The sequence below is a fragment of the Diaphorobacter caeni genome, assembly GCF_015354245.1.
Taxonomy (GTDB): Bacteria; Pseudomonadota; Gammaproteobacteria; order Burkholderiales; family Burkholderiaceae_C; genus Diaphorobacter_A; species Diaphorobacter_A caeni.
This window is the reverse complement of record NZ_JADKYZ010000002.1, coordinates 312,340-336,743: the sequence shown is the minus strand read 5'-3', so window position 1 is coordinate 336,743 and position 24,404 is coordinate 312,340. Positions and strand designations below refer to the sequence as shown.

The following is a 24,404-nucleotide window of genomic DNA, read 5'->3' as shown; positions in this document are numbered from 1 at the left end:
AATGTCAAGATAGATACGCAGGGATATTGGTCTTTTGGGTCAGAGGCCGGGGGCCTGCCCGGTTAAACTTCCATCTTTCACGAAGATGTCACCGGACTGTCAAATTGTTACAATTGGTGACCAAAGGCTGCCTCAGGAGTTCGCATGTTGTTTGGAAAGCTGTTGCCCCAGGAGGGCAATTTTTTCGAGATGTTCAATCAGCATGCGGATCGCATCGTCGAGGCAGCGCGTGCGTTCTCGCAGTTGGTGGCCAATTACAACGACCCGCATCTGCGCGACAAGTACAACCAGGACGTGGACAACGCCGAGCGCGCCGCTGACCGCGTGACCCATGAAGTCAACCGCACCCTGCACAAGACCTTCATCACCCCCATCGACCGCGAACAGATCCACTCGCTGATCAACACGATGGACGATGTCGCCGACCTGATTCAGGATTCGGCCGAAACCATGGCGCTGTACGACGTCCATCACATGACGGATGAAATCACCCGTCTCACCGATCTGAGCCTCAAGTGCTGCGAGCGCGTGCAGGACGCCGTCAAGCTGCTGTCGCGCATTGCCGACCCGGCCGTCGCCGAGGCAGCGCTCAAGACTTGCGAAGAAATCGACCGCCTCGAAGGCGATGCCGATCGCGTGATGCGCAGCGCCATGAGCAAGCTGTTCCGCGAAGAGCCCGATGTGCGCGAAGTCATCAAGCTCAAGGCGATCTACGAGCTGCTCGAAACGATCACCGACAAGTGTGAAGACGTCGCCAATCTCATCGAGGGTGTGATCCTCGAGAACTCCTGAAGCCGATTCGGCGAACCCGCCCGAATTCCGGCATCAACTCCTCATCAGCATGGAAACAGTACAAGCAGCCCTATGGGTCGTGATCGTCTTGGTCGCGCTGGCCCTGTTGTTCGACTTCATGAATGGCTTTCATGACGCGGCCAACTCCATTGCGACCGTGGTCTCCACGGGCGTGCTCAAGCCAACCCAGGCCGTCGTGTTCGCGGCGTTCTTCAACTTCATCGCGATCTTCATTTTCCACCTGAGCGTGGCGGCGACCGTCGGCAAGGGCATCGTCCAGCCGGGGATCGTCGACACCCATGTGGTGTTCGGCGCCTTGGTCGGCGCCATCACATGGAACGTGATCACCTGGTACTACGGCATCCCCAGCAGCTCGTCGCACGCGCTGATCGGCGGCATCGTCGGCTCGGTGATCGCCAAGTCCGGCGCCGGCGCGCTCGTGGCGGGCGGCATTCTCAAGACCGTCGCGTTCATCTTCATCTCGCCGCTGCTCGGCTTTCTGCTCGGCTCCATCATGATGGTGATCGTCGCCTGGGCCTTCCGCCGCAGCCGTCCGAGCAAGGTCGACAAGTGGTTCCGTCGTCTGCAGCTGGTCTCCGCCGGCGCCTACAGCCTCGGCCACGGCGGCAACGACGCGCAGAAGACCATCGGCATCATCTGGATGATGCTGATCGCCACCGGCTACACCTCGGCGGGCGATGCATCGCCACCGCTGTGGACCATCATCAGCTGCTACATGGCTATCGGCATGGGCACGATGTTCGGCGGCTGGCGCATCGTCAAGACCATGGGCCAGAAAATCACCAAGCTCAAGCCCGTCGGCGGCTTCTGCGCCGAAACCGGTGGCGCGCTGACGCTGTTCATCGCCACCGCGATGGGCGTTCCGGTCTCCACGACCCACACCATCACGGGCGCCATTGTGGGCGTTGGTTCTACGCAACGCGCAAGCGCCGTGCGCTGGGGTGTGGCGGGCAACATCGTCTGGGCGTGGATTCTGACGATCCCGGCCAGTGCCTTCGTCGCGGCCATCGCCTACTGGATCAGTCTGCAGCTGTTCGTCTGAAGTTGATGGCTGGAATAAAAAAGCGCCAGAACCGCAAGGGTCTGGCGCTTTTGCTTTGAGGCTTGCTATTGACGGCTCATTGAGAAATCTTGCGCGCCTCTTCGATCTGGTATTCAAAGTAGCGCTGAAAGCTGAAAGCGATGCTGGCCATGAGAACGGTGGTGCCGACAAGCAGCGCCAGCGCAATGGCGAAGATGGTGGCCCAGCGCGTCTGTCCGTCGGGTGCGTCCGGTGCAGCCTGAGGATTGAAGCGCGCGTTCCACTTTTCGGGCGTCATCAGCCCGTACAGAATGCCTCGCAGCGCGCAGCCCGCGAAGGTGAAGCCCAGCAACGGGATGAGCAGCCAGCTGAACTGGTCGTCCTGACCGTACTCCATCACCCGCTGGATGCCGTACACGCCGAGCGCCGTGGGAATCGGCAGCATCCAGCCCAGCGTGTCGAACAGTCCATAGAGGTAGAAGCGGTGCAGGCCCAGCGGTCCGCCGAGAAACGCCAGCCAGGCGGCGACAGTCTTGCTCTTGCTCTTGATCTTGATCTTGGTGGCGGCTGCTGGAGCGGCTGTGCCAGCTGTTGCTTCTGAGGCCTCTGCGGCTTGTGTTGCTTTCATGTCTCGGGTGTTTTCTTTTCTTTTCTTTGGGGAGGGGCGAATGGCCGGATTGTCGGCGAGGCGCGCTCACTCCGGGGCTGTGGTATCCCCGTCTCCCAGGGGTTTATCCATGAGCACGATATCTAGCCATTGTCCGAACTTCCATCCAGTGGAGCGCAGTACTCCCGCATGGCTGAAGCCCGCGGCGGCATGTACGCCGATCGATCCGGCATTCGCCGAGTCACCGATCACCGCGAGCAAACGGCGCACGCCGGCCTGTTCGGCGGCGACGCTCAGGGCGTCGAGGAGCTGGCGGCCCACGCCCTGGCCGCGTGCGGAGTCGGCCACGTAGATGGAGTCTTCCGCCGAAAAGCGGTAGGCCGGGCGCGGCTTGAACCAGTTGCAGTAGGCGTAGCCGACGATCTCCTGGGTGTCGCTGTTTTCCGCCACCAGCCATGGCAGGCCTTTGCCCAGCACGTCGGCGCGGCGCTGGGTCATGTCGGCTTCCGTGGGGGGATCGATCTCGAAGGTTCCGGTGCCGTGCAGGACATGATGGCGGTAGATGGAGGTGATGGTCGGGATGTCATTTTCCCGACTTGCACGAATGTTGAGCATCTTTTTCCAGGAACTGGCTATAATTGCGGACTTTGCTGCGTGTCGCTGGCCGGGTGGCCATGTCGCGTGTCTCAATCGCAGCAGGAAAAACCTTGGCAGTTGCCAAAACATATCGGTGGTAACTGCTTTTCCACCCGAAGGATTCATTATGGTCGTTATTCGACTCTCCCGCGGCGGCTCCAAGGGCCGTCCGTTCTTCAACATCGTTGTGGCTGACAAGCGCATTCGTCGCGATGGTCGCTTCATCGAGCGTCTGGGCTTCTACAATCCTTCCGCCAAGGAAGGTGAAGAGGGTCTGCGCATTGCTCAAGACCGTCTGACCTACTGGAAGAGCGTTGGCGCACAGGCTTCGCCTACCGTTGATCGTCTGATCAAGCAAGGTGCCAAGGCCGCTGCCTAAGCACTAGCGCTTCCAAAAAGCGGGTTTCGTTGGTTTTGCCGACGGAGTCCGCTTTTTTTATTGTTGTTTGGTTTGCTGGTTCTACGAAGCCTTTGGCTTCGATGGCGGGTCGTTTTGAGGCGGCAATACAGCCCCTCATGCGTCGTTGCTCACGCTTGCCGTACATGAGTACTGTCTGCGCGTGAGACGCCTAGCCTGAGGGGCTGTCTTGCCGTTGGGGCTGTGGCTTTTGTGCCCGTCGGGCGCTATTGGCCCGCTCTGGCTGCATGTTGGTCTTGCTCCCTCGCCCGCTTGCGGGAGAGGGCTGGGGTGAGGGGGCTGTTGTTGGCTTTCTTGTCCGGTAGTTTTTTCTTTTTCTTTTCCCTTTCTTTTCCTATGCCCGCTGAACTTCCCGTTTTGCAATCCGCTGCTCTGCCTTCCGATGCCGTCGAAGTAGGGCGCATCGGTGAGGCCTGGGGCATCAAGGGCTGGTTCAAGATCGTGCCCTACAGCACCCATCCCGAGGCGTTGTTGAGCGGCGGCACCTGGTATCTGCAGCCGTCCGAGAAGGGGGCGAAGAGCTTTTTTTCCGGTACGGTGCTGCTGACGGTGAAGCAGGCGCGGGAGCATTCGGACTCGATCGTGGCCACGGCCGAGGAGATTCCGGACCGCAATGGCGCTGAAGCGTTGCGCGGAGCGCGGATCTTCATTGCCCGGGCGGATTTTCCGAAGGCGGCCGAGGATGAGTACTACTGGGTCGATCTGATCGGTCTCGACGTGCAGAACCGCGAGGGCGTGAACCTTGGCGTCGTCAAGGATCTGATGGCGACCGGGCCACAGACCACGCTGGTGTTGTCTCAGGAGGTCGAGGGCGGCAAGCCGCTGGAGCGCATGATTCCGTTTGTCTCGGCCTTCGTGGACAAGGTGGACATTCAAGGGCGCCGGATCACCGTCGACTGGCAGCCGGACTATTGAGGAGCGGGCAGGTCGTCATGCGCTTTGACATCATCACGCTGTTTCCCGAACTGTTCGCCCCGTTTCTAGAAAGCGGCGTGACGCGGCGCGCCTACCAGAGCAAGCAGGTCGACGTGCGCCTCTGGAATCCACGCGACCATGCCGAAGGCAATTACCGGCGTGTCGATGACCGGCCGTTCGGTGGTGGCCCTGGCATGGTGATGATGGCCGAGCCGCTCGCGCGCTGTCTCGAGGCGATCCGTTCGGATCGGGCCGAAAGCGTTGAAACGCAAGCGCCGCTGGTGCTTTTTTCGCCGATTGGGCGAGCGCTCACTCACTCTTCTGTCGAGGCATGGTCCGCAAGTTCGGGGGCGGTGCTGCTCTGCGGCAGGTATGAGGGCGTCGATCAGCGCTTCATCGACCGGTTCGTGAACCGGCAGATCAGTCTCGGGGATTTTGTGCTCTCGGGCGGCGAGATTCCGGCGATGGCGCTGATCGATGCTGTTGCGCGGCTGCAACCCGGCGTGCTGCACGACGACGGAAGCCATCAATTTGATAGCTTCAATCCCGCACTGGACGGGCTTCTGGACAATCCGCACTACACCCGCCCCGAAGAGTGGCAGGGTGAGAGTGTGCCGGCCGCGCTGCTGTCGGGCCACCATGCGCAGATCGAGCGCTGGCGCCGGGATCAGCGGCTGACGCTCTCGGCCAGACACCGCCCGGAACTGATCGACGCGGCCCGCGAAAAGGGGGCTCTGAACAAGGCGGACGAGGCGTACTTGGCGAAATTGCCCAAGTTGTTATAATCAAAGGCTTTTCGATCCTCTGGCCGGCCGCTCTTCAAGCCCGACAGGTGCGCAAACCTGGATTTGCACACCCGCTTTGAGCCACAAAGATGCCAATCCGGGCATCAAGCCAATCTTGGCGCGGACACGATCGTTTGGAAGAAATCATGAATCTGATTCAGACTCTCGAGCAGGAAGAAATCGCTCGCTTGAACAAGACCATCCCCGCTTTCGCCCCTGGTGACACCGTCATCGTGAGCGTGAACGTGGTGGAAGGTACCCGCAAGCGTGTGCAGGCTTACGAAGGCGTGGTGATTGCCAAGCGCAACCGTGGCCTGAACAGCGGTTTCACCGTGCGCAAGATCTCGAGCGGCGAAGGTGTGGAGCGTACGTTCCAGACTTACTCCCCTCTGATCGCCAGCATCGAAGTGAAGCGCCGTGGTGACGTGCGTCGTGCCAAGCTGTACTACCTGCGTGAGCGCAGCGGCAAGTCGGCGCGTATCAAGGAAAAGCTGCCTTCGCGCGTCAAGGCTGTCGAAGCAGCGTAATTCAACGCCGCTTCTGCGAGTCTCGCGAAAAGCCGCTACAGTGCGTGAAGCCTGTAGCGGCTTTTTTCATGGCCAGGCAACAAAGACGAACGACGGTTGTGACCTCCTTTTCTGCTCCTGTTCCTGCTCCCGCTGTCTCCGCCGCCATCCGGCCAGAAGAGCTGCAGCTTTCCAGCATTCCCAACTTCGATCCGCGCATGGCTCCCATCGCCGGGGTGGATGCGCACTTGCCGGCCGTGGTTTCCGGTGCAATGACTCCCGATGCGCTGCGTGCACGCTTTGCCTCGCCGCCAGTCTGGACGCCCGACGTGCTGCGTGATCGCGGCGTCGTCGACCGCGAACCGGCCGACGCCTCGGTGCTGATCCCCATCATCATGCGCGAGCAGCCGACGGTGCTGCTTACCCAGCGCACCACCCGGCTGAACAAGCATTCGGGGCAGATCGCGTTTCCCGGCGGCAAGGCCGATCCGGGCGATGGTGGCCCCAATGGCACGGCCCTGCGCGAGACCACGGAAGAGGTCGGCATCGAACACCGTTTTGTCGAGGTGCTGGGCCATCTCAACACCTATGTGACGGTGACCGCGTTCAACGTGACGCCGGTGGTCGCGCTGGTGCACCCGGGCTTCACGCTCACGCCCAATCCCGACGAGGTGGCCGACGTGTTCGAGGTGCCGCTTGCCTTTCTGCTCGACCCGCGCCACCACGAGCGCCACTACATGGAGTGGCAGGGCCTGCGCCGCGAGTGGTACGCGATGCCCTATCAGGATGGTGCGAACGAGCGCTACATCTGGGGCGCGACGGCCGGCATGCTGCGCAATTTCTACCGTTTCATGATGGCCTGATGACGGATTTTCGGATCGCAGAATTTTTGTCCGCGCCCGTCTGAAAAACGTTGTCTCGGAATCTGCGCCAGTATGATGGCGCCCATGAGTTTTTTTGCCATCCTGTTCGCCTTGCTCATAGAGCAGGCCCGACCCCTGTCGCGCAGTGATCCCATCCATGCAGGACCGCGCGCATGGGCTCTGTCGGTCAGTCGCAATTTCGATACTGGAACCACGGTGCACGGCTGGGTGGCCTGGTGCATCGCGGTGCTGGTGCCTTCGGCCGTCGCGCTGGGCGTGTATTGGGCGCTGGCGCACTGGATCGGCTGGCCCGTGGCGCTGCTGTGGAATGTGGCCGTGCTGTATTTCACGCTCGGCTTTCGCCAGTTCAGCTACCACTTCACCGGCATCCGCGATGCGCTGGAGGAGGGCGATGCCGATCGCGCCCGCGCGCGTCTGGCCGAATGGAAGCAGGTGGAAGTCGGTGAACTGCCGCGCAGCGAGGTCGTGCGCCATGTGATCGAGTTCTGCGTGATCGCCGCTCACCGCCATGTGTTCGGCGTGCTGGCATGGTTTTCGGTGCTGGCGGCTTTGGGCCTAGGGCCCACCGGCGCGGTGCTCTATCGGATGGCCGAGTTCGTCGCCCGCTACTGGTCACCGCGCAGCCGGGCGCTCGCGACCCACCCCGCCAGCGCGCCGCTGCAGCAGGCCGCCGCCAAGGCCTGGATGGTCATCGACTGGCTGCCCGCGCGCTTGACGGCCCTGAGCTTCGCGGTCGTCGGCAGCTTCGAGGAGGCCATCGACGGCTGGCGCTTTCATGCGCAGCGTTTCCCGAACGACAACGACGGCGTGATTCTCGCGGCCACTTCAGGCGCAATCAATGTGCGTCTGGGCGGCGAGGCGCTGCGCCTCAAGTCGGAGGTCGGTTCGACTCAGGGCTGGGAGGCCGATCCTGACCTCGGCGACAGCGCCAGCACCCCGGGCCGAGAGCCTGAGGTCTCGCATCTGCGCAGTGTCGTCGGCCTGGTCTGGCGCTCGGTGGTCGTGTGGATGCTGCTGCTCGCGCTGCTGTCGTTTGCGCGCCTGCTGGGCTGATGCGCTGGCTCGGCACGGGCCGTCTTGATACGCATCATTCGGATTTGTAAACAAATGTGCTTCGTGACTTTGGAGTAGGGAATAGGGCGGGATTGCTATCGATTGGTAACTGAATATGTTATATGCTTCCAATTGAAATGACTTCGATCCCATCCACTTCCGTACCCACGATCACCGTCGTTGAAGACGACGAGGACACCCGTGCCAATGTCTGCAGCTTTCTGAAGAAGGCAGGGCTGCGTGTCTGGGGCGTGGAGTCGGTAGAGCATTTCTACGTGCGTCTGCTGCAGGAGAAAACCGATCTGGTGGTCGTCGATCTGGGGCTGCCCGGTCAGAACGGGCTGAACCTGATCCGCATTCTTTCCGAGCAGAACGTGCCGGTGATCGCGCTGACGGGGCGTGGCGATTCGGAGAGCCGCATTCAAGGATTGAATGCGGGCGCGCTGCAGTATTTCGTCAAGCCTGCCGACATGAATGAACTCTTCGCGGGCATCCGTTCGCAGTTGCGTTACAGGCAGCAGCACGTGTCGGCCATTCCCACGCGGGAGTCCGATCTGCGTCAGGCAGCGGCTGCGGCCGCGATGTCGTGGCGGCTTGACCGCCGCGCGTCGAAGCTGGTCGCTCCGGACATGTCGGCCGTACGGCTGACGGGCAGCGAGTTCGAGCTGATGCACTGCCTCATGGCGGCCGGTGGCGCCATCGTGAGCAAGTCTGATCTGGTCCGGCAACTTGGTTATACGGACGACGAAGACGGCGTGCATGGCGTCGAATCCCATCTGGCGCGCGTGCGTCGCAAGACGCTGCTGGAAACCGGCTCGGCCTTGCCGGTGCGCGCCATCTTCGGCAAGGGACTGGTGTTTCTGAACTGAGCCCGCGCCGTCCTTTTTCGCTTCCCCACCTCTTTCCCACATCCTCCTCACTGAGCTTCATCCAGCGCGATTTCGTCGTGCGGGATGCGTGCGGTCGCATCGATAGTTTTTGCATACCAAAGATGTATACCTATCTGGAAATTTTTTTCGGACGGTGAGTTTTGGTGGTGTTTGGTATATGGCGTCAGAACTGAGCGGTTGCAATAATTTATTACATGAGAAGGCAAATCCTATAAAGCAACAACAAGGTTGAGCGGGCTCCATCACGGCCCGATTCGCCACCTGCACGCGCTTTGCGCGGTCGCATCGCTTTCTCCCACGTGACTTTTTTCATGCATGGCCTCTGCCGAGCAGGGCAGCGCTTTGCCGGTCGATTTTTCAAAGCAACTTGAGGAGATATCTGATGAACACCATCCCCTTTGATTCCCAGGACAGCGCTCGGTCCCTTCCATGGCGACGCTGGAGCCGCATGACGTTGGCCCTGTGCTCCTGCGGCCTGATGCTGGCACCTGCGGCGCATGCGGAATTCAGCAATGGCAACTTCGAATCGGTCACGGCCTTTGAGGGTTGGACGCGCTTCGGTTGGGAAATTCCAAAGACCATCACCACATTCCCTCCGACCAAGTCGGCCGATCTGGGCCTGACGAGATCGTCGGCAGGCGACCTCTCCACGGTGCGCAACGCGGGTGCCGACAAAACCACCGACAACCTCCTGACCTGGTCGGACCGGGTCGCCCTTGTCCACACTTCGGACAATAGCAGCGGCAAGAACCGCAAGGCCAGTTCCATCGAGCAGCAGATCACGATCGCCGCATCGGACGTGGATGCCGATGGGAAGGTGCATGTCCGCTTCACCGCAGCTCCGGTGCTCGAGGCTCCCGACGATCACGAAGAAAACGAGCAGCCCTATTTCTTCATCGAGATCACGAAGGCCGACGGCACGACGCTGTTCAGCACCTTCAACTTCGCCAATCAGCCCGGCATTCCGTGGAAGCTGTCCAAGAACAGCGAAGTCACCTACACCGACTGGCAGGCGTTCGACATTCCACTCGACGCCCAACAGGTGAAGCCGGGCGACCAGATCACGCTGCGCGTGATTGCTGCGGGTTGCGGCAAGACGGGGCACACCGGGGCGGTGTACTTGAACAATGTGCGCATGCAGTCCGGCGTCAGCGGCGCCAGTCTTTGGGTGACGGCTTCGGGGCCGACCGCCGTCATGCGGCACACGGGTGCGGACGGCTCGACTCAGGTGACCTACGAATACACCTACACCAACAACGGCGACGTTCCGGTCAACAACGTCATCGTCCAGCCGTCGATGCCGCAGACGACCGACAAGGCGCCCAAGACGACCAGCTTCGTATCCATCGGTTCACCGAGCGTGGGCGGAGGCGCCTGCACGGCGCCGGCCACTGCAGGCGCGGCGGCTTCCTGCAGTATCGGCACGTTGGCGCCGGGCGAGTCCGGCACGTTCCAGATGACGGTTCTGGTGCCCGGTGACACGTCTGCGGACCAGCTCAACAATGGCACTTATCCGATTGCGGGCGACAGCGTGCCGGCCCTGCTCGGGCCGCTGGTCAAGACAGCGCTGTTGGCCGACATGGTGCCGGATCTGAGCCAATTGCCGACCACCGCAGTGGTGGGCGCGAGCTACAGCGGAAGCTATTCGTGCACCAATCAGGGCGCGACCACGGCCCTCGCGGCCAACTGCGCCGTGACCGGTCTGCCACGGGGCGTCACCGCAGGGCAGTGCACGATCACGCCGTCCACACCCGCCGCCAACTGGGCGGCGGGCAGCAGCGTGCCGCCGGCAGCGACCGTGACCTGCCCGGTGAGCGGCACGGTCACGGGGGCAGGTACCGGTCCGGTGGAGGTGAACACGGGCGGGAGCAATGATGGCGATGCAACCAACAACCGCGCCAGCAAGTCGGTGAGCGTCGCCGAACCGGACATGGCGGTGGAGCTCAAGGGCCTTCCCGTGAGCGGCGTGATCGGCAAGCCTTATGCAGGCAGCTTCACATGCACCAACGTCGGCAGCGTGGCCGCCACAAGCGGCACCACGTGCACGGTGGCTGGACTGCCCCCGGGCGTAAGCCAGGGAGCCTGCGCGATCAGCCCGAATGCCGCGGCATGGTCGGCGGGCAGTGCGGTGCCTGGCGGCGAAGTGGTGACCTGCGAGGTGGGTGGCAACGTCAACGCGATGTCGCGAGCCACTGTCGTTGGACACACCAGCGCCACCGGCGACACCAATGCGTCGAACGACACCGCCACGCTGCTGCTGGCGCTCGTGCCCGCAGCGCCAAATCTGGTGGTCAATGTGTCGGGTCTTCCCGCGAGCGGCGTGGTCGGCCGTCCCTACAAGGGCAGCTTCACGTGCAGCAACATCGGCACGGCGGATGCGACGACAGGCACGAGTTGCGTGGCGACGGGGCTGCCCCAGGGCGTGACCCAGGGTGCGTGCACGATCAGCCCGAACGGGGCCGCGTGGGCGCAGGGTGACACCATTGCGGAGGGGGCCGTGGTGACCTGCGAGGCCAGTGGAACGCTGGCGAAAACCGGTACGACCACGGCGACCGGTACGACCGCCGGTGCGACGGCGACACAGGATGTGACGGTCAGCGACGCCCCCGTTCCCACGCCAGTGCCCACGCTGTCGCAGTGGGGGCAGATGCTGATGGCAGGACTGCTGGCTCTGGCTGCGGTGGTGACGATGCGTCGCCGCCAGCGTTGAGCGGACAGCGTCGCGCTGAGTCGCCCAGGGCTGGATCGATGGTGATGCGCGCCGTGTCACCTTCGGCGGCTCCAGCCCTGTCCATCTCTTCTTTGGAATGCCTGCAATGACAGCTTCATCCACTTCGGCATCGGTGAGGCGCTCCCTCGTCCCCGCCACAGACTGGCTGCGCCGTGCGATGCTGCCCGCATGGCTGCTGCTGTCGATCACCACGATCGCGTTGGTGATCCTGAGTCCCGCCTTGCTGTCGCAGCCTGACAGGGGTGTGCAGATCGGCGGCCAAACGCAGGCGCAACTGTTCATCGACGAGGAGGGCCGCTTCGACATCGATGATGTCGCGGCGTTGCCGAACACGTCCTTCACGACATTGAGCGGGCCGCTCAACAAGGGCTACAGCAGCAGCGTTCATTGGCTCAAGGTGGCGGCGCCAAAGATTCCGCTCGATCCGCATACCGGCACGGATGACGGGCTGTGGCTCAGCATTCTGCCGAGCTATCTGGACGAGGTGCAGCTCTACCAGTTCGACGGCCAGCATTGGCTGCAGCGCCGAAGCGGTGACACGGTGCCCATGGCGTCGCGCATTCAGGTGCGGCAACTGCTGTTTCCGCTGCTGCCGGACCGGCCGTTCTACCTGCGCGTGCAGACCACCAGTCCGGTAAGTCTGGATGCGCGCGTGTGGCGGGCCAGCCTGCTGCTCACGCAATTCTCGACCGTCGAGTGGGCATCGGGTGTCCATCAGGGCATCAACCTGGTGCTTGTGCTGCTCATCATCGGCGCCGCGTTGGTGCTGCGCAAGCGCAGCCTGGCGGCGCTGGCCGTCGGTGCCACCACAACGCTGATCCATGGCGCGGCGGATCGAGGCTATCTGCAGCTGTGGCTTCCGGCCGATCTCGCGTACTGGGGCGACGCGGCCGTGAAGATCGGCACGCTGGTGCTGCCCATCGCGATCGCGTGGCAGTTTCGAGAGCTGCTCACGATCCACTCGCGCTGGAAGCGGGTCGACAAGCTGCTGCTGTTGGCAGGGATCGCGCCGCTGCTGTGTCTGCCGAGCATCCCGCTGGACTTCTATCAGGATGTGGCTTGGGTCGGCATCATCGCGCCCTGGGTGATCAGCACGCTGTTCGCTTATGTGGCCTGGGGCAATCTGATCAAGGATGGGCCGTCGATGGAGACGCTGCTCATGATCCTGCCGACCACCCTGTACGGCATGACCGGCATGTATGTGGTGGGGGTCTACATGGGCTACGTGTCCCCGCCGGAAATCGAGACCAGCATCCTGTGGCAGTTGAAATCGCTTTTGACCAATCTGCTGGTGGCCGTGGCGGTGGGCGCGCGCCTGTTTCACCGCTTCGGGGAATCCATGGAGCGCCAGAGCCAGCTTGTGGAGTCGCTGGAAAAGTCCGAGCAGACGCTCGAAGAACGCGTGCGCCTTCGCACCGACGAGCTGCTGCACACCCGCAATGCGTTGCAGCATGCCCTGCACAACGAGCGCGAAATGCGCAATGAGCAGCGGCAGTTCTTCAACATGATCAACCATGAGTTCCGCACGCCGCTGGCGGTGGTGGACAGCGCGGCCGCCGAGCAGCAGACGTTCCCGAGTGACGATCTGCAGACGCAGGTCGCGCGCGCCGTGCAGATCCGCCGGGCCTGCAAGCGGCTCGACACGCTGGTGGCCAACAGCCTGCTCAATGACCGGCTCGACACCACGGCGTTCGCGCCGCAGCTGATGAGCGTGCCGATCGAGGATCTCGTCGCCGACGCCGCGCAGCTCGTGCAGTGGTCACAGCGCCACCAGTTGGGCTTTGACATCGCGGAGGAACTGAGCGACTGGCATTGCGACCAGATGCTGGTCTCCATCGCGCTGTCCAATCTGGCCGACAACGCGATCAAGTATGCGCAGGCAGGGCGCATCCTGATCCAGGCGCGCATCGACGAGCGCGGGCGGCTTGAGCTGTCGGTCAGTGACGAAGGGCCGGGCATGTCGCTTCAATCGGTGGAGCGCATCTTCGAGCGCTACGAGCGCGGCAATCATGCGGATCAGGCGCGCGGCTTTGGATTGGGGCTCTGGGTGGCCAGGCGCATCGCGCGCCAGCATGGCGGGGATGTGAAGGTGTCCGCTTCCACGATGGGCGGCACGCGTTTCACGCTGACCCTTGCGCGCGGCATGCACCGCGCGGGTAAGGCCTGAGAGCGTGTTGAGATCGCGCGCTGAGCGCTGTGCTGGCGGAGGCTTCGTCGTCAGTACTTCGGCGGAGCGCTCAATTCATCGAACAGCTCGCCGTAGATGCGGTAGCGGTTGGCGCTGATCGTGTCGATCTGCTTCTGGTCGTCCGCAGCGTCGAGCACGCGGGCGCGCACGTCGCAGCCGGGCTCGTGCAGGTGGGTGCAGTTGTAGAACTTGCAGTCACCGGCATGCGCGGCGATGTCGGGCATGCAGCGCGCGAGATCGGTCGGGGCGAGGTGACGCAGTCCGAATTCTTGAAAGCCCGGAGAGTCGATCAGCGCGGTCTTGCGCGCTTCATCGATCCAGTACAGCGTCGTCGTCGTCGTCGTGTGCTTGCCGGAGTTGAGCGCCTGCGAAATTTCGCCGGTCTGCGCGTAGGCTCCGGGCACGAGCAGATTCACCAGCGTGCTCTTGCCGACGCCCGAAGGGCCGAGCACCAGCGTGGTCTTGCCTTCGAGAACGGGCAGCAGCGCATGATGATCAACAGTGCCTGATTCGGTCAGCGACATCGGCAGCACGCGGTAGTGGTGGCTGGTGTCGCCCGCGCCGCCCATGTGCCGGTAGGGCCACAGCCGCTCCCAGGCGCGCGCGAAGGGTTCGACCAGATCGCTCTTGTTGAGCGCGATGATCGGCGTGATGTGCTCGGCCTCGGCGGCGATCAGCGCGCGCACCAGCTGGCTTTCGGAGAACACAGGCTCGGCGGCCAGCAGGATCAGGATCTGGTCGAGATTGGCCGCGAACGACTTGGTGCGGATCTCGTCCTGTCGGTAGAACAGATTGCGGCGCTTCTCGACCTTCTCGATCGTGCCCTCATCGCCCTGGCCAGGCGCGGCGGGAAGCCACAGCACATGGTCGCCGACGACGGACTGGCTCTTCTTGCCGCGCGGGTGGCAGATGCGGCGTTCGCCATCGGGCGTCTCCACCACGCAGTGGCGGCCATGGCTTCCGACGACGAGGCCCTTCTGCAGTTCGGGACGGGCGCTCATGGTGCTGCGAGCAGGGCGTCCACGCGGGCCGCGCAATCAAGATCGGTGGTCGAGACACCGCCCACGTCGTGGGTGTTGAAGCGCACTGTGCAGCGGTTGTAGTGCACCGAAAGATCCGGGTGATGGTCCTGCTGGTGCGCGATGAGCGCCACCGCGTTCACGAAGGCGATGGTCTCGAAGTAGTTGTTGAAGCGAAAGGTCTTCTCGATGGCGACGTCCGCGCCGTCGCCATTGAGGCTCCAGCCCTGCAGGTCGACGAGTTGGGTGACTAGCTCGACGGCGCTGAGCGCGCGGCGCTTTTCCTGCGACCAGTCCTTGATTTTCAATGCAGATGTCATGCCGCGGCTCCAGCGGTGTGGGGAGTATGGGGAATGCGCGCCAGCCGTTCGACGGCGGGCGGATGTGAATAGTAGAACTTCACGTAGACCGGATCGGGCGTGAGAGTGGATGCGTTGTCTTCGTGCAGCTTGAGCAGGGCCGATGCGAGATCCTGGCCTTGCGTCTGCGCGACGGCGAAGGCGTCGGCTTCGAACTCGTGGCGGCGCGACATCTGCGCGAAAACAGGTGAGAGAAACACGCTGAAGATCGGCACGGCCAGCATGAACAGCAGCAGCGCCAGCGCGTCGTTGGGTGCGGAGCCGGCGACGCCGGGCATGCTGAAGTTCGGCATCACGCCGAGGCCGGTGTAGAACCAGCCCTTGGTGGACAGCCAGCCGAGCAACGCGAAGCCGAAGAGGCTCATCGCGAACATGCCGATGATGCGGCGCGTGATGTGCTTGTGCTTGAAGTGACCGAGCTCATGCGCGAGCACGGCCTCGACCTCTTCGGGCGTGAGCTGCTTGAGCAGCGTGTCGTAGAACACGACGCGCTTGCCCGCGCCGAAGCCGGTGAAATATGCGTTGGCGTGCGCGCTGCGACGGCTGCCGTCCATCACGAACAGGCCCTTGGCCGCAAAACCGCAGCGCTGCATGAGCGCGGTCACGCGCGTGGCGAGCGACTCGTCGGCGAGCGGCTGGAACTTGTTGAACAGCGGCGCGATGAACAGCGGATAGACCACCATCAGCAGCAGGTTGAAGCCCATCCACACGCACCATGCCCACAGCCACCAAAGCGGCCCGGTGGCGCCCATGAGCCAGAGAATCAGTGCGGCCAGCGGCAGGCCGATGAGCGCGCCGACGAGCGTTGACTTGGCGATGTCCGCCAACCAGAGGCCCGGCGTCATCTGGTTGAAGCCGAAGCGCTGCTCGACCACGAAAGTCTGCCAGTACGACAGCGGCAGATCGATGGCGCCGCTGATCAGCGCGAAACAGGCGAGCAGGGCAAGCTGCTGCCACATGCCGCCGCCCATCAGATCGATGAGCCCCTGATTGAGCGCTTCCAGTCCGCCGAGCAGCGTCCAGCCCAGCACCACGGCCGCGCCGAGCGTCATCTCGATGAATCCGAGCCGCCCCTTGGCGATGGTGTAGTCCGCCGCGCGCTGGTGGGCCGGGAGGGGAATGCGATCCGCGAAATCCGCAGGCACCTGATTGCGGTGCTGCGCGACATGGCGCATCTGGCGCGTGGCAAGCCACAGTCTGAGGGCCAGACCGGCGAGCAAAAAGACGGCGAACAGCGAGGTCCAGAGCAGGGAAGGAGACACGTTTTGCAGAGCGGAAATTTCAGGGGCGAAGAGCGCAAGTGTAGGTGATCGGCGACAATCTCCGCCATGTCTGACACCGCTACACCGACCATTCCCGACCTCGCCAAATCCGACCAGAACCTCGTCTGGCTGGACTGCGAAATGACGGGCCTGAACCCCGAAACCGACCGCCTTCTGGAAATCGCCATCGTCATCACCGGCCCGAATCTGGAGCCGCGCATTGAAGGTCCGGTGCTGGTGTTGCACCAGTCGGATGAGCTGCTCAACGGCATGGATGCCTGGAACAAAGGCACGCATGGCCGCAGCGGCCTGATCGACAAGGTCAAGGCGTCCACCGTGACGGAGGCCGAAGCCGAGGCGCAACTGCTCGAGTTCATCAAGCGCTACGTGCCCAAGAGCGCGACGCCGATGTGCGGCAACACCATCGGTCAGGATCGCCGCTTTCTGGTCAAGTACATGCCCAAGCTCGAGGCGTACTTTCACTACCGCAATCTCGACGTGAGCACCCTGAAGGAGCTCGCCAAGCGCTGGAAGCCTTCGGCCTACAACTCGTTCAAGAAGGCGCAGAAGCACACGGCGCTGGCCGACGTGATCGAATCCATCGACGAACTCGCTCACTACCGGAGCACTTTTCTGTCGCTGTGACGATTTGCCAACGCAGGGGCGGTGGGTGAGCAGGAGATTGCGGGAAAACCCGGATCGTGCCATAATTGCGGTCTTGCAAGAAACATGCGCTTGGTGGCCCGAACGATTCGAGTGGTGCCACGGCTCTTTTCCTGCACTTTGCACATCTCCCTTTCACATCGGGTTCGCGGCGTTCGGAATGTTGGTCCACTGGGACTTTCAACGAGCTTGCCACTGAAAAACACCCACCCGCCCAGCGATTCACGCTGGCGCTGGCTTCGTTGAATGGTTGATGTTTTTTTAACCGTTTGATTGAAGCCTCCGCAGGTTGCGCCCGCGGTTGCATATACACATGACTGACTCTTTGCATTCGCAGGGCGATTTCGCGCCTGCTGACTCTTCCTTTGCCGAAGAAAACCTCACTACAACCAACGATCTCGTAGAGACATCGATCGAAGCCGAAGCTGCTGCCGAGGCCGCAGCCGAAGTGGAAGAAGCGCCCAACGGCTTCGTCGAACTGGGACTGGCCCGCGAGCTTGTCCAGGCCGTCAAGGATCTGGGCTACACACAGCCTACCCAAGTGCAGCAACGCGCCATTCCTCTGGCGATGGAAGCTGACGGCGAAAGCGACCGCTTCATCGACCTGATGGTCTCCAGCCAGACCGGCAGCGGCAAGACCGCCGCCTTCCTGCTGCCCGTGCTGCACACGCTGCTCAAGCAACAGGACGAGCATTTCGCACGTGAACGCGCCGAATACGAAGCGCTGTGCGCCGAAGCCGCAGCCAAGGGCGAGCCCGCTCCCAAGCGCGCTCGCCGCAAGGACCCGACCAACCCGCGCAACTTCAAGGCAGCCGTTCCAGGCGCCCTGATCCTGTGCCCGACCCGCGAGCTGGCCCAGCAAGTGGCGCATGACGCCATTGATCTGGTGCGTCACTGCAAGGGCCTGCGCGTTGCCAACGTCGTTGGCGGCATGCCCTACCAACTGCAGATCGCCAAGCTGCAGAACGCGGATCTGGTGGTGGCGACGCCCGGTCGTCTGCTCGACCTGCAGCGCTCGATGCAGATCAAGCTCGACAAGGTGCAGTTCCTGGTCGTCGACGAAGCCGACCGCATGCTCGATCTGGGCTTCTCGGACGACCTCGCCGAGCTGAATCAGCTCACCAGCCAGCGTCGTCAGACCATGATGTTCAGCGCCACGTTCGCGCCGCGCATCCAGCAACTGGCCATGCGTGTGATGCACGACAACGGCTCTTCGGTGAAGAAGATCCAGATCGATTCGCCACAGGAGCAACACGCCAACATCAAGCAGATGCTGTTCTGGGCCGACAACGCACAGCACAAGCGCAAGCTGCTGGATCACTGGCTGCGCGACACCACGATCAACCAGGCCGTGGTTTTCGCCAGCACGCAAATTGAATGCGATGGTCTGGCCAACGACCTGCAGCAGGACGGCTTCTCGGCTGTGGCTCTGCACGGCGCGCTGAGCCAGGGCCTGCGCAATCGCCGCCTGATGGCGCTGCGCAACGGCCAGGTGCAAATTCTGGTGGCCACCGACGTGGCTGCGCGCGGCATCGACGTGCCCACGATCACGCACGTGTTCAATTTTGGCCTGCCCATGAAGGCGGAAGACTACACGCACCGCATCGGTCGTACCGGCCGCGCGGGTCGTCAGGGCCTGGCCGTGACGCTCGCCGAGTTCCGCGACCGTCGCCGCATCTTCGACATCGAAGCCTACACAAAGCAGCGCTTCAACCCTGAAGTGATTTCGGGACTCGAGCCTACCCAGCGTGCACCCCAGTCCGACTTCGGTCGTGGCGGTCGCAACGGTGGCGGCGGCAACAAGCGCCATGGCGGCGGTGGCCGTTCGGGCGGTGGTTTCGGCGGTGGCCGCGATGCGGGCGGTTTCGGCCGCAAGCAAGGCTTCGGCAGCTTCGGCGGTGATGACCGTGGTGAACGTCGCTCCTTTGGTGGCGACCGCGGCGAGCAGCGCTCGTTCGGTGGCGGTGAGCGCTCCTTCGGTGGCAACCGTGGTGGCGAGCGTTCGTTCGGTGATCGCGACCAGCGTTCCTTCGGCGGTGACCGCGAGCAACGCTCGTTCGGTGGCGAACGTCGTGAAGGCGGCTTCGGCGGCGAGCGCCGCGAAGGTGGCTTCGGTGGCCGTGACAACAACGGTTCGCGCGGTGGCTTTGGTGCGCCGCGTGGCGACCAGCAACGTTCGTTCGGCGGCGGTGAGCGTCGCGAAGGCGGCTTTGGTGGTGGCGACCGCCGTGAAGGTGGCTTCGGCGGTGGTCGTCGCGATGGCGAGGGCTTCGGTGGCCGCAAGCCTTCCTTCGGCGGAGATCGCAAGCCTTCGCACGTGAAGGCTGGCGCGGGCGCCAAGCCTTACGCGCCTCGGGCACGTACGCCGCGTTGATCTGCTGATCTGTTGATCTGCCGCTTTGGCGGTGGGTTGCTTGAAGCCTGGAGTGGGTTGACTGCTCTGGGCTTTTTTGTTTTTTGCTGCGGGGTTGAGGGCGGAGGCCGGGTCTCGCCCCGGCGGGCGAGTAACTTTTCGCTTGCGCGCGAAAAGTCACCAAAAGCGCGCTTGGAAGTCCTCCGGCGGAACTCGCTTTGCGCTGCGCGCGCCGCTCGGACAACCGCCGGAAATCAGTTTGGAAGAGGTGGTTGCGGCACGTTGCTTCGCTCGTGCCGGGGTGTTTGCGGAGTTGGGTGGGGGCAGACGCCCACTGTTCTTTTGAGTGACGTTGATCCAGCGAGCAAATCAAAAATCGCGCAGCACTGGCACACCCACATCTCGCGAAGTCGCGAGATGAGCGGCACGAGCGAAGTGACGTGCCGAACACACCTCCGAGTGAACATCTAGCTCGCGGCGGTTGCCCGAGCGGAGCGCGCAGCGCGAAGCGAGTTCTGCCGCGGGTATTGAAAAGCGCGTTTTGGGTTACCTTTTGCGCGCAAGCAAAAGGTGACTCCGCCGCCGGGCGGAACTCCCGGCCTCCGCCCCCAACAACACAACAAAAGCTAAAACGAATACCAGCCCCATCGAGCATGGGCACAGACGAGAGGGCCCATGCAAGGTCACTGCACGTGCGAAGTCCGCCCCACCTCAGGCCAACGATGGTGAAAGTAGACCCAAGCGACCAACCCCACGCACATGAGCACAAGAGAGGTAGCCGCCAGCCCAATGGCGGAGTGCATGACCAGAGGAGCCAGCACACCGGCAACCAGACCGTTGGCGGTGGACCCCACAAAAGCCTGCATCGAAGAAGCCATGCCCCGGCGCTGAGGGTAGAGGTCAAGCACGAGCAACGTGACCACCGGCACCATCAATGCCCAGCCGAACGAGAAGATCGCCAGCGGGAACATGGCCCAGGAGGCGTGGGGTGGCAGGAGCAGGTTGAGCACCAGGTTCACGATGGCGACGGCGAACATGATCACGAAGCCGTGGCGGATCTGGCGCTTGGGTGGGATGCGGCCTGCGAGGCGGCCGCTCATCCAGGCTCCGCCCATGATGCCGGAGATGGTCAGCATGAAGAACCAGAAGTATTCCGTGGGGCCGAGGTGCAGCAGGTCGCCGAGGAAGGCGGGGGCGGAGAGCACGTAGAGGAACATGCCGTTGAAGGGCACGCCGCTGGCCAGCGACAGCAGCAGGAAGCGGGGGCTGGTGCCCAGTTCCCAGTAGCCGCGCATGAGGTTCACGATGTCGAAGGGTTGGCGGTCTTTTTTCGGCAGGGACTCGGGGAGCAGGCGGTAGTTGGCGATCCACAGGAAAATGCCGACGCCGGTGAGGAACCAGAACACGCTGTGCCAGCCGAGGTAGACCGAGAAGAATCCGCCGACGATGGGTGCGATGGCGGGGGCGACGCCGAAGAAGATGGTGACCTGGCTCATCACGCGCTGCGCTTCGGCGGGCGGGAACAGGTCTCGGATGACGGCGCGCGAGACGACGATGCCGGCTCCGGCGGACAGGCCTTGCAGGGCGCGGAAGGCGATGAGCTGGCCGATGGTCTGCGAGAGCGCGCAGCCAGCCGACGCGATGGTGTAGACCACGATGCCCCAGAGCACCACGGGCCTGCGCCCGAAGCTGTCGGAGAGCGAGCCGTGGAACAGCGTCATGAACGCGAAGGCGAAGAGGTAGGCCGAAAGCGTCTGCTGCAGTTCCACCGGCGTCGCATTGAGCGAACCGGCGATGGCGGGGAACGCGGGCAGATAGGTGTCGATGGAAAACGGCCCGAGCATGCCGAGCAGCGCCAGCAGGACGGCAAGTGCCCAGCGCGGAGAGTTCCATTGTTTTTCGGCTTGAGACGGCATGGGCTGTTGTTGTAGTTGTTGTTGTCGGACGGAATGGTGGGGAGGAGGAGGGCGCACGCCCCGACAAACGAAACCGCCGCCAGCCACTCCATCGGTCAACAGGATGTAGTGAAGGCTGACGGCGGATTATCGAGCAAGCTGCCCGATTTTGCTGGGCGGCTGCGAGGACTGCTTCAGTGCTTGTGCTTGCCGTGGTCCATGGCGGCGGGTGCATTGGCATTCAATGCGCGGACCATGGCGTGCACGTCGACGGTCGACTCCTTGCCCGCAGCGTCCTTGAACACCAGCGTGAGCGGCACATGGGCTCCGGCGGTCATTGCGGCGGGCAGGTCCATGAGCATGACGTGAAAGCCGCCGGGCTTGAGTTCCAACGGCTTGCCGGGCTGGATGGCGACGCCCGGTTCGACCTTGCGCATTTTCATCACGTTGTCTTCCATCTTCATCTCATGCACCTCGGCGACGGGCGCGGCGCTGGTGCGCACGCCGACGAGCGTGATGGGCTCGGTGCTGGAGATGCGCATGAAGGCGCCGGTGGATTTCTGCTGCGGCACGGTGGCGCGTACCCAGGCGTCGTCGACCTTGACGTCGGCATGGCTGAGGGTGCTTGCGAGAGCGAGCGTGGCGAAGGCGAGGGTGGAAAGCAGGGGGCGCATGGTGATGAGATCGGGTGTTGACGGTGAGTGAGAAGGCTCCATTGTCCGGGGTGGCCCGTGGTTTGCGTCGATTGTCTCGCGATGCGCAAGGATGTTGAGCGTGCGCTGTGACTCGGGCGGGCAGGCCAGGAACGTTGCTCATGTTTTGGAAGCGCCTTGCGACGGTTTCTTGAGGGCTCCGAGAGCATGCGTACGAGCGCCGCAGCAAATTGCCCGCGTAATTTGTGCGACTCCGCCACCTGACGCCCAAGCTGGGCGAAAATAGAGGGTTTTCTCCCTTTTCGTACGGATCGCGTGCAGGCACGGGCATTGGCTGTGGCTGCCGGGTCCTTTTGTTCTTTTCCTTTTTAACTTCTCAGCAAGACCATGAAAAAGATTGCCGCTGTTGCACTCCTCGCTTTGGGTGCCGCTCTGGTTGGATGCAGCAAAAACGAAACTCCTGCGCCGTCGGCTGCGCCCGCTCCGGCTCCGGCTGCGATCACCAAGATCGTCGTGGGTCTGGACGACAACTTCCCGCCCATGGGTTTCCGTGACGAGAAGAACGAGCTGGTGGGTTTTGACATCGACATGGCCCGCGAAGCCGCCAAGCGCATGGGCGTCGAGGCAGAGTTCAAGCCGATTGACTGGAGCGCCAAGGAGGCGGAGCTGTCCGGCAAGCGCGTGGATGCGCTGTGGAATGGCCTGACCATCACGGACGAACGCAAGGAGAAGATCGGCTTCACCTCGCCGTACATGGAGAACCACCAGATCATCGTCGTGGCCGCCAAGTCCGCGATCAACAACAAGGCCGACATGTCCGGCAAGGTGGTGGGTGCGCAGGAAGGCTCTTCCGCCGTGGACGCGGTGAAGAAGGAAGACGCGGTGTTCAAGTCGTTCAAGGAATTCAAGACCTTTGGCGACAACGTGACCGCGCTGATGGACCTGTCGGCTGGCCGCCTCGAAGCCGTGGTGGTGGACGAAGTGGTGGGCCGCTACTACGTGGCCAAGAAGCCTGAAGAGTACCGCGTGCTCGAAGAAAACTTCGGCACCGAAGACTACGGCGTGGGCGTGCGCAAGGACGACACCGAGCTGCTGGAAAAGCTGAACAAGGCCATGGGCGACATGAAGGCCGACGGCACTTCCGCGCAGATCGCCACCAAGTGGTTCGGCAAGGACATCATCAAGTAATCAGCTTCGTCTGAGCTTTCTTCGTGACACCGCAGTGCGTTCTGCGCTGCGGTGTTCTTGCGTAAAGCGGTGCGGTTGGCGCACTGCATGTGCTGCGGGCGCAGGCCCGTCGCGCACAAGGCTCTGAAGCTTCTGGTATGGACTACGTTCTCTCCCTTCTCGGGCCGCTTGCACAGGGTGCCACCGTCACTCTGAAATTGTTCGCGATCACGCTGCTGCTCGCAGTTCCATTGGGACTGGTGCTGGCACTGGCCCGCGTGTCGCATTTCAAGCCGTTGTCGACCATGGTCAACGGCTACATCTGGCTCATGCGCGGAACGCCGCTCATGCTGCAGATGTTGTTCATCTATTTCGCGCTGCCGTTTGTTCCGGTGATCGGCGTGCGCCTGCCTGACTTTCCCGCTGCCGTCGTCGCCTTCGCGCTGAACTACGCAGCCTATTTCGCGGAAATCTTCCGCGCCGGCATTCTTTCTGTCGATCGCGGCCAGTACGAGGCCGCCAAGGTGCTGGGCATGAGCTATCCGCAGACCATGCGCCGCATCGTGCTGCCGCAGATGGTGCGCAGCATCCTGCCGCCCATGAGCAACGAGACGATCACGCTGGTCAAGGACACCTCGCTGATCTACGTGCTCGCGCTCAATGACCTGCTGCGCGCCGCGCGCGGCTTCGTGCAGCGCGACTTCACGACCACGCCGTTCATCGTGGCCGCCGCCTTCTATCTGATCATGACGCTGGTGCTCACCTGGGCTTTCCAGCGCCTGGAAAAACGCTATGCCAAATTCGATGAGTGACGCGAACCTGCAGCCGACGATGATCGATGCGCGCGACATCAAGAAGGCATTCGGCGCCACGCAGGTGCTGCGCGGCGTGTCGTTGACCATCTCGCGCGGCGAGGTGGTGGCGGTGATCGGCCCCTCGGGCTCGGGCAAGAGCACGTTCTTGCGCTGCCTGAATCACCTCGAGACCATCGACAGCGGCAGCGTGGCGGTCGAAGGCGCGACGCTGGCGTCCACCGATGCGGCGGGCAAATGCACCTACGCGCCCGAGGCCGAGGTGCGCCGCATCTGCAGCAAGATGGGCATGGTGTTCCAGCACTTCAATCTGTTCCCGCATCTGACGGTGCTCGAGAACATCATCGAAGCGCCGATGATCGTGCAGAAACTCTCGCGCGACGAGGCGATCACGCGCGCGGAAAAGCTGCTCGCCAAGGTGGGCCTCTCGGCCAAGCGCGACAACTATCCGTCGCGCCTGTCGGGCGGTCAGAAGCAGCGCGTGGCGATCGCCCGTGCGCTTGCGATGGAGCCGGACATCATGCTGTTCGACGAGCCGACTTCGGCGCTCGACCCCGAGCTGACCGGCGAGGTGCTCAAGACCATGCGCGAGCTGGCCGACGAGCGCATGACCATGCTGGTGGTCACACACGAAATGGGCTTTGCGCGCGAGGTGGCCAACACCGTGGTGTTCATGGATCAGGGCGAACTCATCGAGGCGCGCCCGGCGCAGGAGTTCTTCGCCGATCCGCGCCACGAACGCGCCAAGGCCTTTCTCAATCACATGCTCTGATG

General features: G+C 63.0%; 23 protein-coding genes. 16 read left to right on the top strand and 7 right to left on the bottom strand.

The features are described from left to right. Window positions 1–144: 144 nt before the first annotated feature. Both ISG32_RS05460 and ISG32_RS05455 read left to right on the top strand, forming a co-directional pair. Window positions 145–792: a DUF47 domain-containing protein gene (locus ISG32_RS05460; RefSeq protein ID WP_194770015.1), complete on the top strand. Its 648-nt coding sequence runs from the start codon at window positions 145–147 to the stop codon at window positions 790–792. Window positions 793–841: 49 nt separating this feature from the next. Further along, window positions 842–1,855 (top strand): inorganic phosphate transporter, encoded by a 1,014-nt coding sequence (locus ISG32_RS05455; protein WP_194770014.1) that lies wholly within the window; start codon window positions 842–844, stop codon window positions 1,853–1,855. 76 nt (window positions 1,856–1,931) lie between these two features. Here the strand turns inward: ISG32_RS05455 and ISG32_RS05450 are convergent, their stop codons facing one another. Beyond that, window positions 1,932–2,462, bottom strand: coding sequence for a TM2 domain-containing protein (locus ISG32_RS05450; protein WP_194770013.1), 531 nt, complete (start codon window positions 2,460–2,462; stop codon window positions 1,932–1,934). A gap of 66 nt (window positions 2,463–2,528) precedes the next feature. After that, window positions 2,529–3,056, bottom strand: a complete 528-nt coding sequence (locus tag ISG32_RS05445) for a GNAT family N-acetyltransferase (RefSeq protein ID WP_194770012.1) — start codon at window positions 3,054–3,056, stop codon at window positions 2,529–2,531. A 148-nt stretch (window positions 3,057–3,204) separates the two neighbouring features. Here ISG32_RS05445 and rpsP point away from each other — a divergent pair, with 148 nt between their 5' ends. From rpsP to ISG32_RS05400, 9 genes are all read left to right on the top strand, one after another. Beyond that, window positions 3,205–3,456, top strand: a complete 252-nt coding sequence (gene rpsP, locus ISG32_RS05440) for a 30S ribosomal protein S16 (protein ID WP_194770011.1) — start codon at window positions 3,205–3,207, stop codon at window positions 3,454–3,456. A 375-nt stretch (window positions 3,457–3,831) separates the two neighbouring features. After that, window positions 3,832–4,410: a ribosome maturation factor RimM gene (gene rimM, locus ISG32_RS05435; protein ID WP_194770010.1), complete on the top strand. Its 579-nt coding sequence runs from the start codon at window positions 3,832–3,834 to the stop codon at window positions 4,408–4,410. A gap of 17 nt (window positions 4,411–4,427) precedes the next feature. Then, on the top strand, window positions 4,428–5,195 hold the full coding sequence (gene trmD, locus ISG32_RS05430; RefSeq protein WP_194770009.1) for a tRNA (guanosine(37)-N1)-methyltransferase TrmD: 768 nt from the start codon (window positions 4,428–4,430) through the stop codon (window positions 5,193–5,195). A 146-nt stretch (window positions 5,196–5,341) separates the two neighbouring features. Beyond that, the gene (gene rplS / locus ISG32_RS05425; RefSeq protein WP_194770008.1) at window positions 5,342–5,722 is read left to right on the top strand and encodes a 50S ribosomal protein L19; all 381 of its coding nucleotides are present in this window, start codon (window positions 5,342–5,344) and stop codon (window positions 5,720–5,722) included. Between the two features lie 68 nt (window positions 5,723–5,790). Beyond that, entirely contained in the window at window positions 5,791–6,564 is a 774-nt protein-coding gene (locus tag ISG32_RS05420; protein WP_194770007.1) for a CoA pyrophosphatase, read from the top strand. A gap of 84 nt (window positions 6,565–6,648) precedes the next feature. Continuing rightward, window positions 6,649–7,638: a CobD/CbiB family protein gene (locus ISG32_RS05415; protein ID WP_194770006.1), complete on the top strand. Its 990-nt coding sequence runs from the start codon at window positions 6,649–6,651 to the stop codon at window positions 7,636–7,638. Window positions 7,639–7,775: 137 nt separating this feature from the next. Next, entirely contained in the window at window positions 7,776–8,507 is a 732-nt protein-coding gene (locus tag ISG32_RS05410) for a response regulator transcription factor (RefSeq protein ID WP_194770005.1), read from the top strand. Between the two features lie 403 nt (window positions 8,508–8,910). Then, window positions 8,911–11,238 carry an IPTL-CTERM sorting domain-containing protein gene (locus ISG32_RS05405; protein ID WP_194770004.1) on the top strand — a complete coding sequence of 776 codons (2,328 nt, stop codon included), beginning with the start codon at window positions 8,911–8,913 and terminating at the stop codon, window positions 11,236–11,238. 106 nt (window positions 11,239–11,344) lie between these two features. Next, window positions 11,345–13,426 (top strand): sensor histidine kinase, encoded by a 2,082-nt coding sequence (locus ISG32_RS05400; RefSeq protein WP_228529611.1) that lies wholly within the window; start codon window positions 11,345–11,347, stop codon window positions 13,424–13,426. Window positions 13,427–13,476: 50 nt separating this feature from the next. Here ISG32_RS05400 and rsgA read toward each other — a convergent pair whose 3' ends face one another. The 3 genes from rsgA to ISG32_RS05385 are packed head-to-tail and all read right to left on the bottom strand — an operon-like array spanning window position 13,477 to window position 16,087. Further along, window positions 13,477–14,448, bottom strand: coding sequence for a ribosome small subunit-dependent GTPase A (rsgA, locus tag ISG32_RS05395; RefSeq protein ID WP_194770003.1), 972 nt, complete (start codon window positions 14,446–14,448; stop codon window positions 13,477–13,479). Continuing rightward, entirely contained in the window at window positions 14,445–14,786 is a 342-nt protein-coding gene (locus ISG32_RS05390; protein WP_194770002.1) for a 4a-hydroxytetrahydrobiopterin dehydratase, read from the bottom strand. The genes rsgA and ISG32_RS05390 overlap by 4 nt, the downstream gene beginning before the upstream one ends. Then, window positions 14,783–16,087 carry a M48 family metallopeptidase gene (locus ISG32_RS05385; protein WP_323745895.1) on the bottom strand — a complete coding sequence of 435 codons (1,305 nt, stop codon included), beginning with the start codon at window positions 16,085–16,087 and terminating at the stop codon, window positions 14,783–14,785. Before ISG32_RS05385 ends, ISG32_RS05390 begins: the two co-directional genes overlap by 4 nt. 66 nt (window positions 16,088–16,153) lie before the next feature. Here ISG32_RS05385 and orn point away from each other — a divergent pair, with 66 nt between their 5' ends. Beyond that, a complete protein-coding gene (orn, locus tag ISG32_RS05380; protein ID WP_194770001.1) occupies window positions 16,154–16,732 on the top strand; it encodes an oligoribonuclease in 579 nt (192 codons plus the stop codon). A 331-nt stretch (window positions 16,733–17,063) separates the two neighbouring features. Next, window positions 17,064–19,124: a DEAD/DEAH box helicase gene (locus ISG32_RS05375; protein WP_194770000.1), complete on the top strand. Its 2,061-nt coding sequence runs from the start codon at window positions 17,064–17,066 to the stop codon at window positions 19,122–19,124. 662 nt (window positions 19,125–19,786) lie between these two features. Here ISG32_RS05375 and ISG32_RS05370 read toward each other — a convergent pair. Together ISG32_RS05370 and ISG32_RS05365 are read right to left on the bottom strand one after the other, a co-directional pair. Then, window positions 19,787–21,019, bottom strand: a complete 1,233-nt coding sequence (locus tag ISG32_RS05370) for a multidrug effflux MFS transporter (protein ID WP_194769999.1) — start codon at window positions 21,017–21,019, stop codon at window positions 19,787–19,789. 173 nt (window positions 21,020–21,192) lie between these two features. Further along, complete coding sequence (locus tag ISG32_RS05365; protein ID WP_194769998.1) at window positions 21,193–21,672, bottom strand: copper chaperone PCu(A)C; 480 nt, start codon at window positions 21,670–21,672, stop codon at window positions 21,193–21,195. Window positions 21,673–22,038: 366 nt separating this feature from the next. Between ISG32_RS05365 and ISG32_RS05360 the strand changes: the two genes are divergently transcribed. The 3 genes from ISG32_RS05360 to ISG32_RS05350 all read left to right on the top strand — a co-directional run bounded on the left by ISG32_RS05360 (window position 22,039) and on the right by ISG32_RS05350 (window position 24,402). Next, window positions 22,039–22,839, top strand: coding sequence for an amino acid ABC transporter substrate-binding protein (locus ISG32_RS05360; protein ID WP_194769997.1), 801 nt, complete (start codon window positions 22,039–22,041; stop codon window positions 22,837–22,839). A gap of 137 nt (window positions 22,840–22,976) precedes the next feature. Then, window positions 22,977–23,630: an amino acid ABC transporter permease gene (locus tag ISG32_RS05355; protein WP_194769996.1), complete on the top strand. Its 654-nt coding sequence runs from the start codon at window positions 22,977–22,979 to the stop codon at window positions 23,628–23,630. Next, complete coding sequence (locus tag ISG32_RS05350; protein ID WP_323745894.1) at window positions 23,611–24,402, top strand: amino acid ABC transporter ATP-binding protein; 792 nt, start codon at window positions 23,611–23,613, stop codon at window positions 24,400–24,402. Before ISG32_RS05355 ends, ISG32_RS05350 begins: the two co-directional genes overlap by 20 nt. Window positions 24,403–24,404 lie beyond the last annotated feature (2 nt).

What these genes read in the sequence shown, in the direction of transcription:
- ISG32_RS05360 (WP_194769997.1), top strand. Translation starts at nt 22,039, where the DNA reads ATGAAAAAGATTGCCGCTGTTGCACTCCTCGCTTTGGGTGCCGCTCTG.
- ISG32_RS05455 (WP_194770014.1), top strand. Translation starts at nt 842, where the DNA reads ATGGAAACAGTACAAGCAGCCCTATGGGTCGTGATCGTCTTGGTCGCG.
- ISG32_RS05400 (WP_228529611.1), top strand. Translation starts at nt 11,345, where the DNA reads ATGACAGCTTCATCCACTTCGGCATCGGTGAGGCGCTCCCTCGTCCCC.
- ISG32_RS05370 (WP_194769999.1), bottom strand. Translation starts at nt 21,019, where the DNA reads ATGCCGTCTCAAGCCGAAAAACAATGGAACTCTCCGCGCTGGGCACTT.
- ISG32_RS05460 (WP_194770015.1), top strand. Translation starts at nt 145, where the DNA reads ATGTTGTTTGGAAAGCTGTTGCCCCAGGAGGGCAATTTTTTCGAGATG.
- rimM (WP_194770010.1), top strand. Translation starts at nt 3,832, where the DNA reads ATGCCCGCTGAACTTCCCGTTTTGCAATCCGCTGCTCTGCCTTCCGAT.
- orn (WP_194770001.1), top strand. Translation starts at nt 16,154, where the DNA reads ATGTCTGACACCGCTACACCGACCATTCCCGACCTCGCCAAATCCGAC.
- ISG32_RS05445 (WP_194770012.1), bottom strand. Translation starts at nt 3,056, where the DNA reads ATGCTCAACATTCGTGCAAGTCGGGAAAATGACATCCCGACCATCACC.
- ISG32_RS05405 (WP_194770004.1), top strand. Translation starts at nt 8,911, where the DNA reads ATGAACACCATCCCCTTTGATTCCCAGGACAGCGCTCGGTCCCTTCCA.
- ISG32_RS05410 (WP_194770005.1), top strand. Translation starts at nt 7,776, where the DNA reads ATGACTTCGATCCCATCCACTTCCGTACCCACGATCACCGTCGTTGAA.
- rsgA (WP_194770003.1), bottom strand. Translation starts at nt 14,448, where the DNA reads ATGAGCGCCCGTCCCGAACTGCAGAAGGGCCTCGTCGTCGGAAGCCAT.
- ISG32_RS05355 (WP_194769996.1), top strand. Translation starts at nt 22,977, where the DNA reads ATGGACTACGTTCTCTCCCTTCTCGGGCCGCTTGCACAGGGTGCCACC.
- rplS (WP_194770008.1), top strand. Translation starts at nt 5,342, where the DNA reads ATGAATCTGATTCAGACTCTCGAGCAGGAAGAAATCGCTCGCTTGAAC.
- ISG32_RS05375 (WP_194770000.1), top strand. Translation starts at nt 17,064, where the DNA reads ATGACTGACTCTTTGCATTCGCAGGGCGATTTCGCGCCTGCTGACTCT.
- ISG32_RS05415 (WP_194770006.1), top strand. Translation starts at nt 6,649, where the DNA reads ATGAGTTTTTTTGCCATCCTGTTCGCCTTGCTCATAGAGCAGGCCCGA.
- ISG32_RS05365 (WP_194769998.1), bottom strand. Translation starts at nt 21,672, where the DNA reads ATGCGCCCCCTGCTTTCCACCCTCGCCTTCGCCACGCTCGCTCTCGCA.
- trmD (WP_194770009.1), top strand. Translation starts at nt 4,428, where the DNA reads ATGCGCTTTGACATCATCACGCTGTTTCCCGAACTGTTCGCCCCGTTT.
- rpsP (WP_194770011.1), top strand. Translation starts at nt 3,205, where the DNA reads ATGGTCGTTATTCGACTCTCCCGCGGCGGCTCCAAGGGCCGTCCGTTC.
- ISG32_RS05450 (WP_194770013.1), bottom strand. Translation starts at nt 2,462, where the DNA reads ATGAAAGCAACACAAGCCGCAGAGGCCTCAGAAGCAACAGCTGGCACA.
- ISG32_RS05420 (WP_194770007.1), top strand. Translation starts at nt 5,791, where the DNA reads ATGGCCAGGCAACAAAGACGAACGACGGTTGTGACCTCCTTTTCTGCT.
- ISG32_RS05390 (WP_194770002.1), bottom strand. Translation starts at nt 14,786, where the DNA reads ATGACATCTGCATTGAAAATCAAGGACTGGTCGCAGGAAAAGCGCCGC.
- ISG32_RS05350 (WP_323745894.1), top strand. Translation starts at nt 23,611, where the DNA reads ATGCCAAATTCGATGAGTGACGCGAACCTGCAGCCGACGATGATCGAT.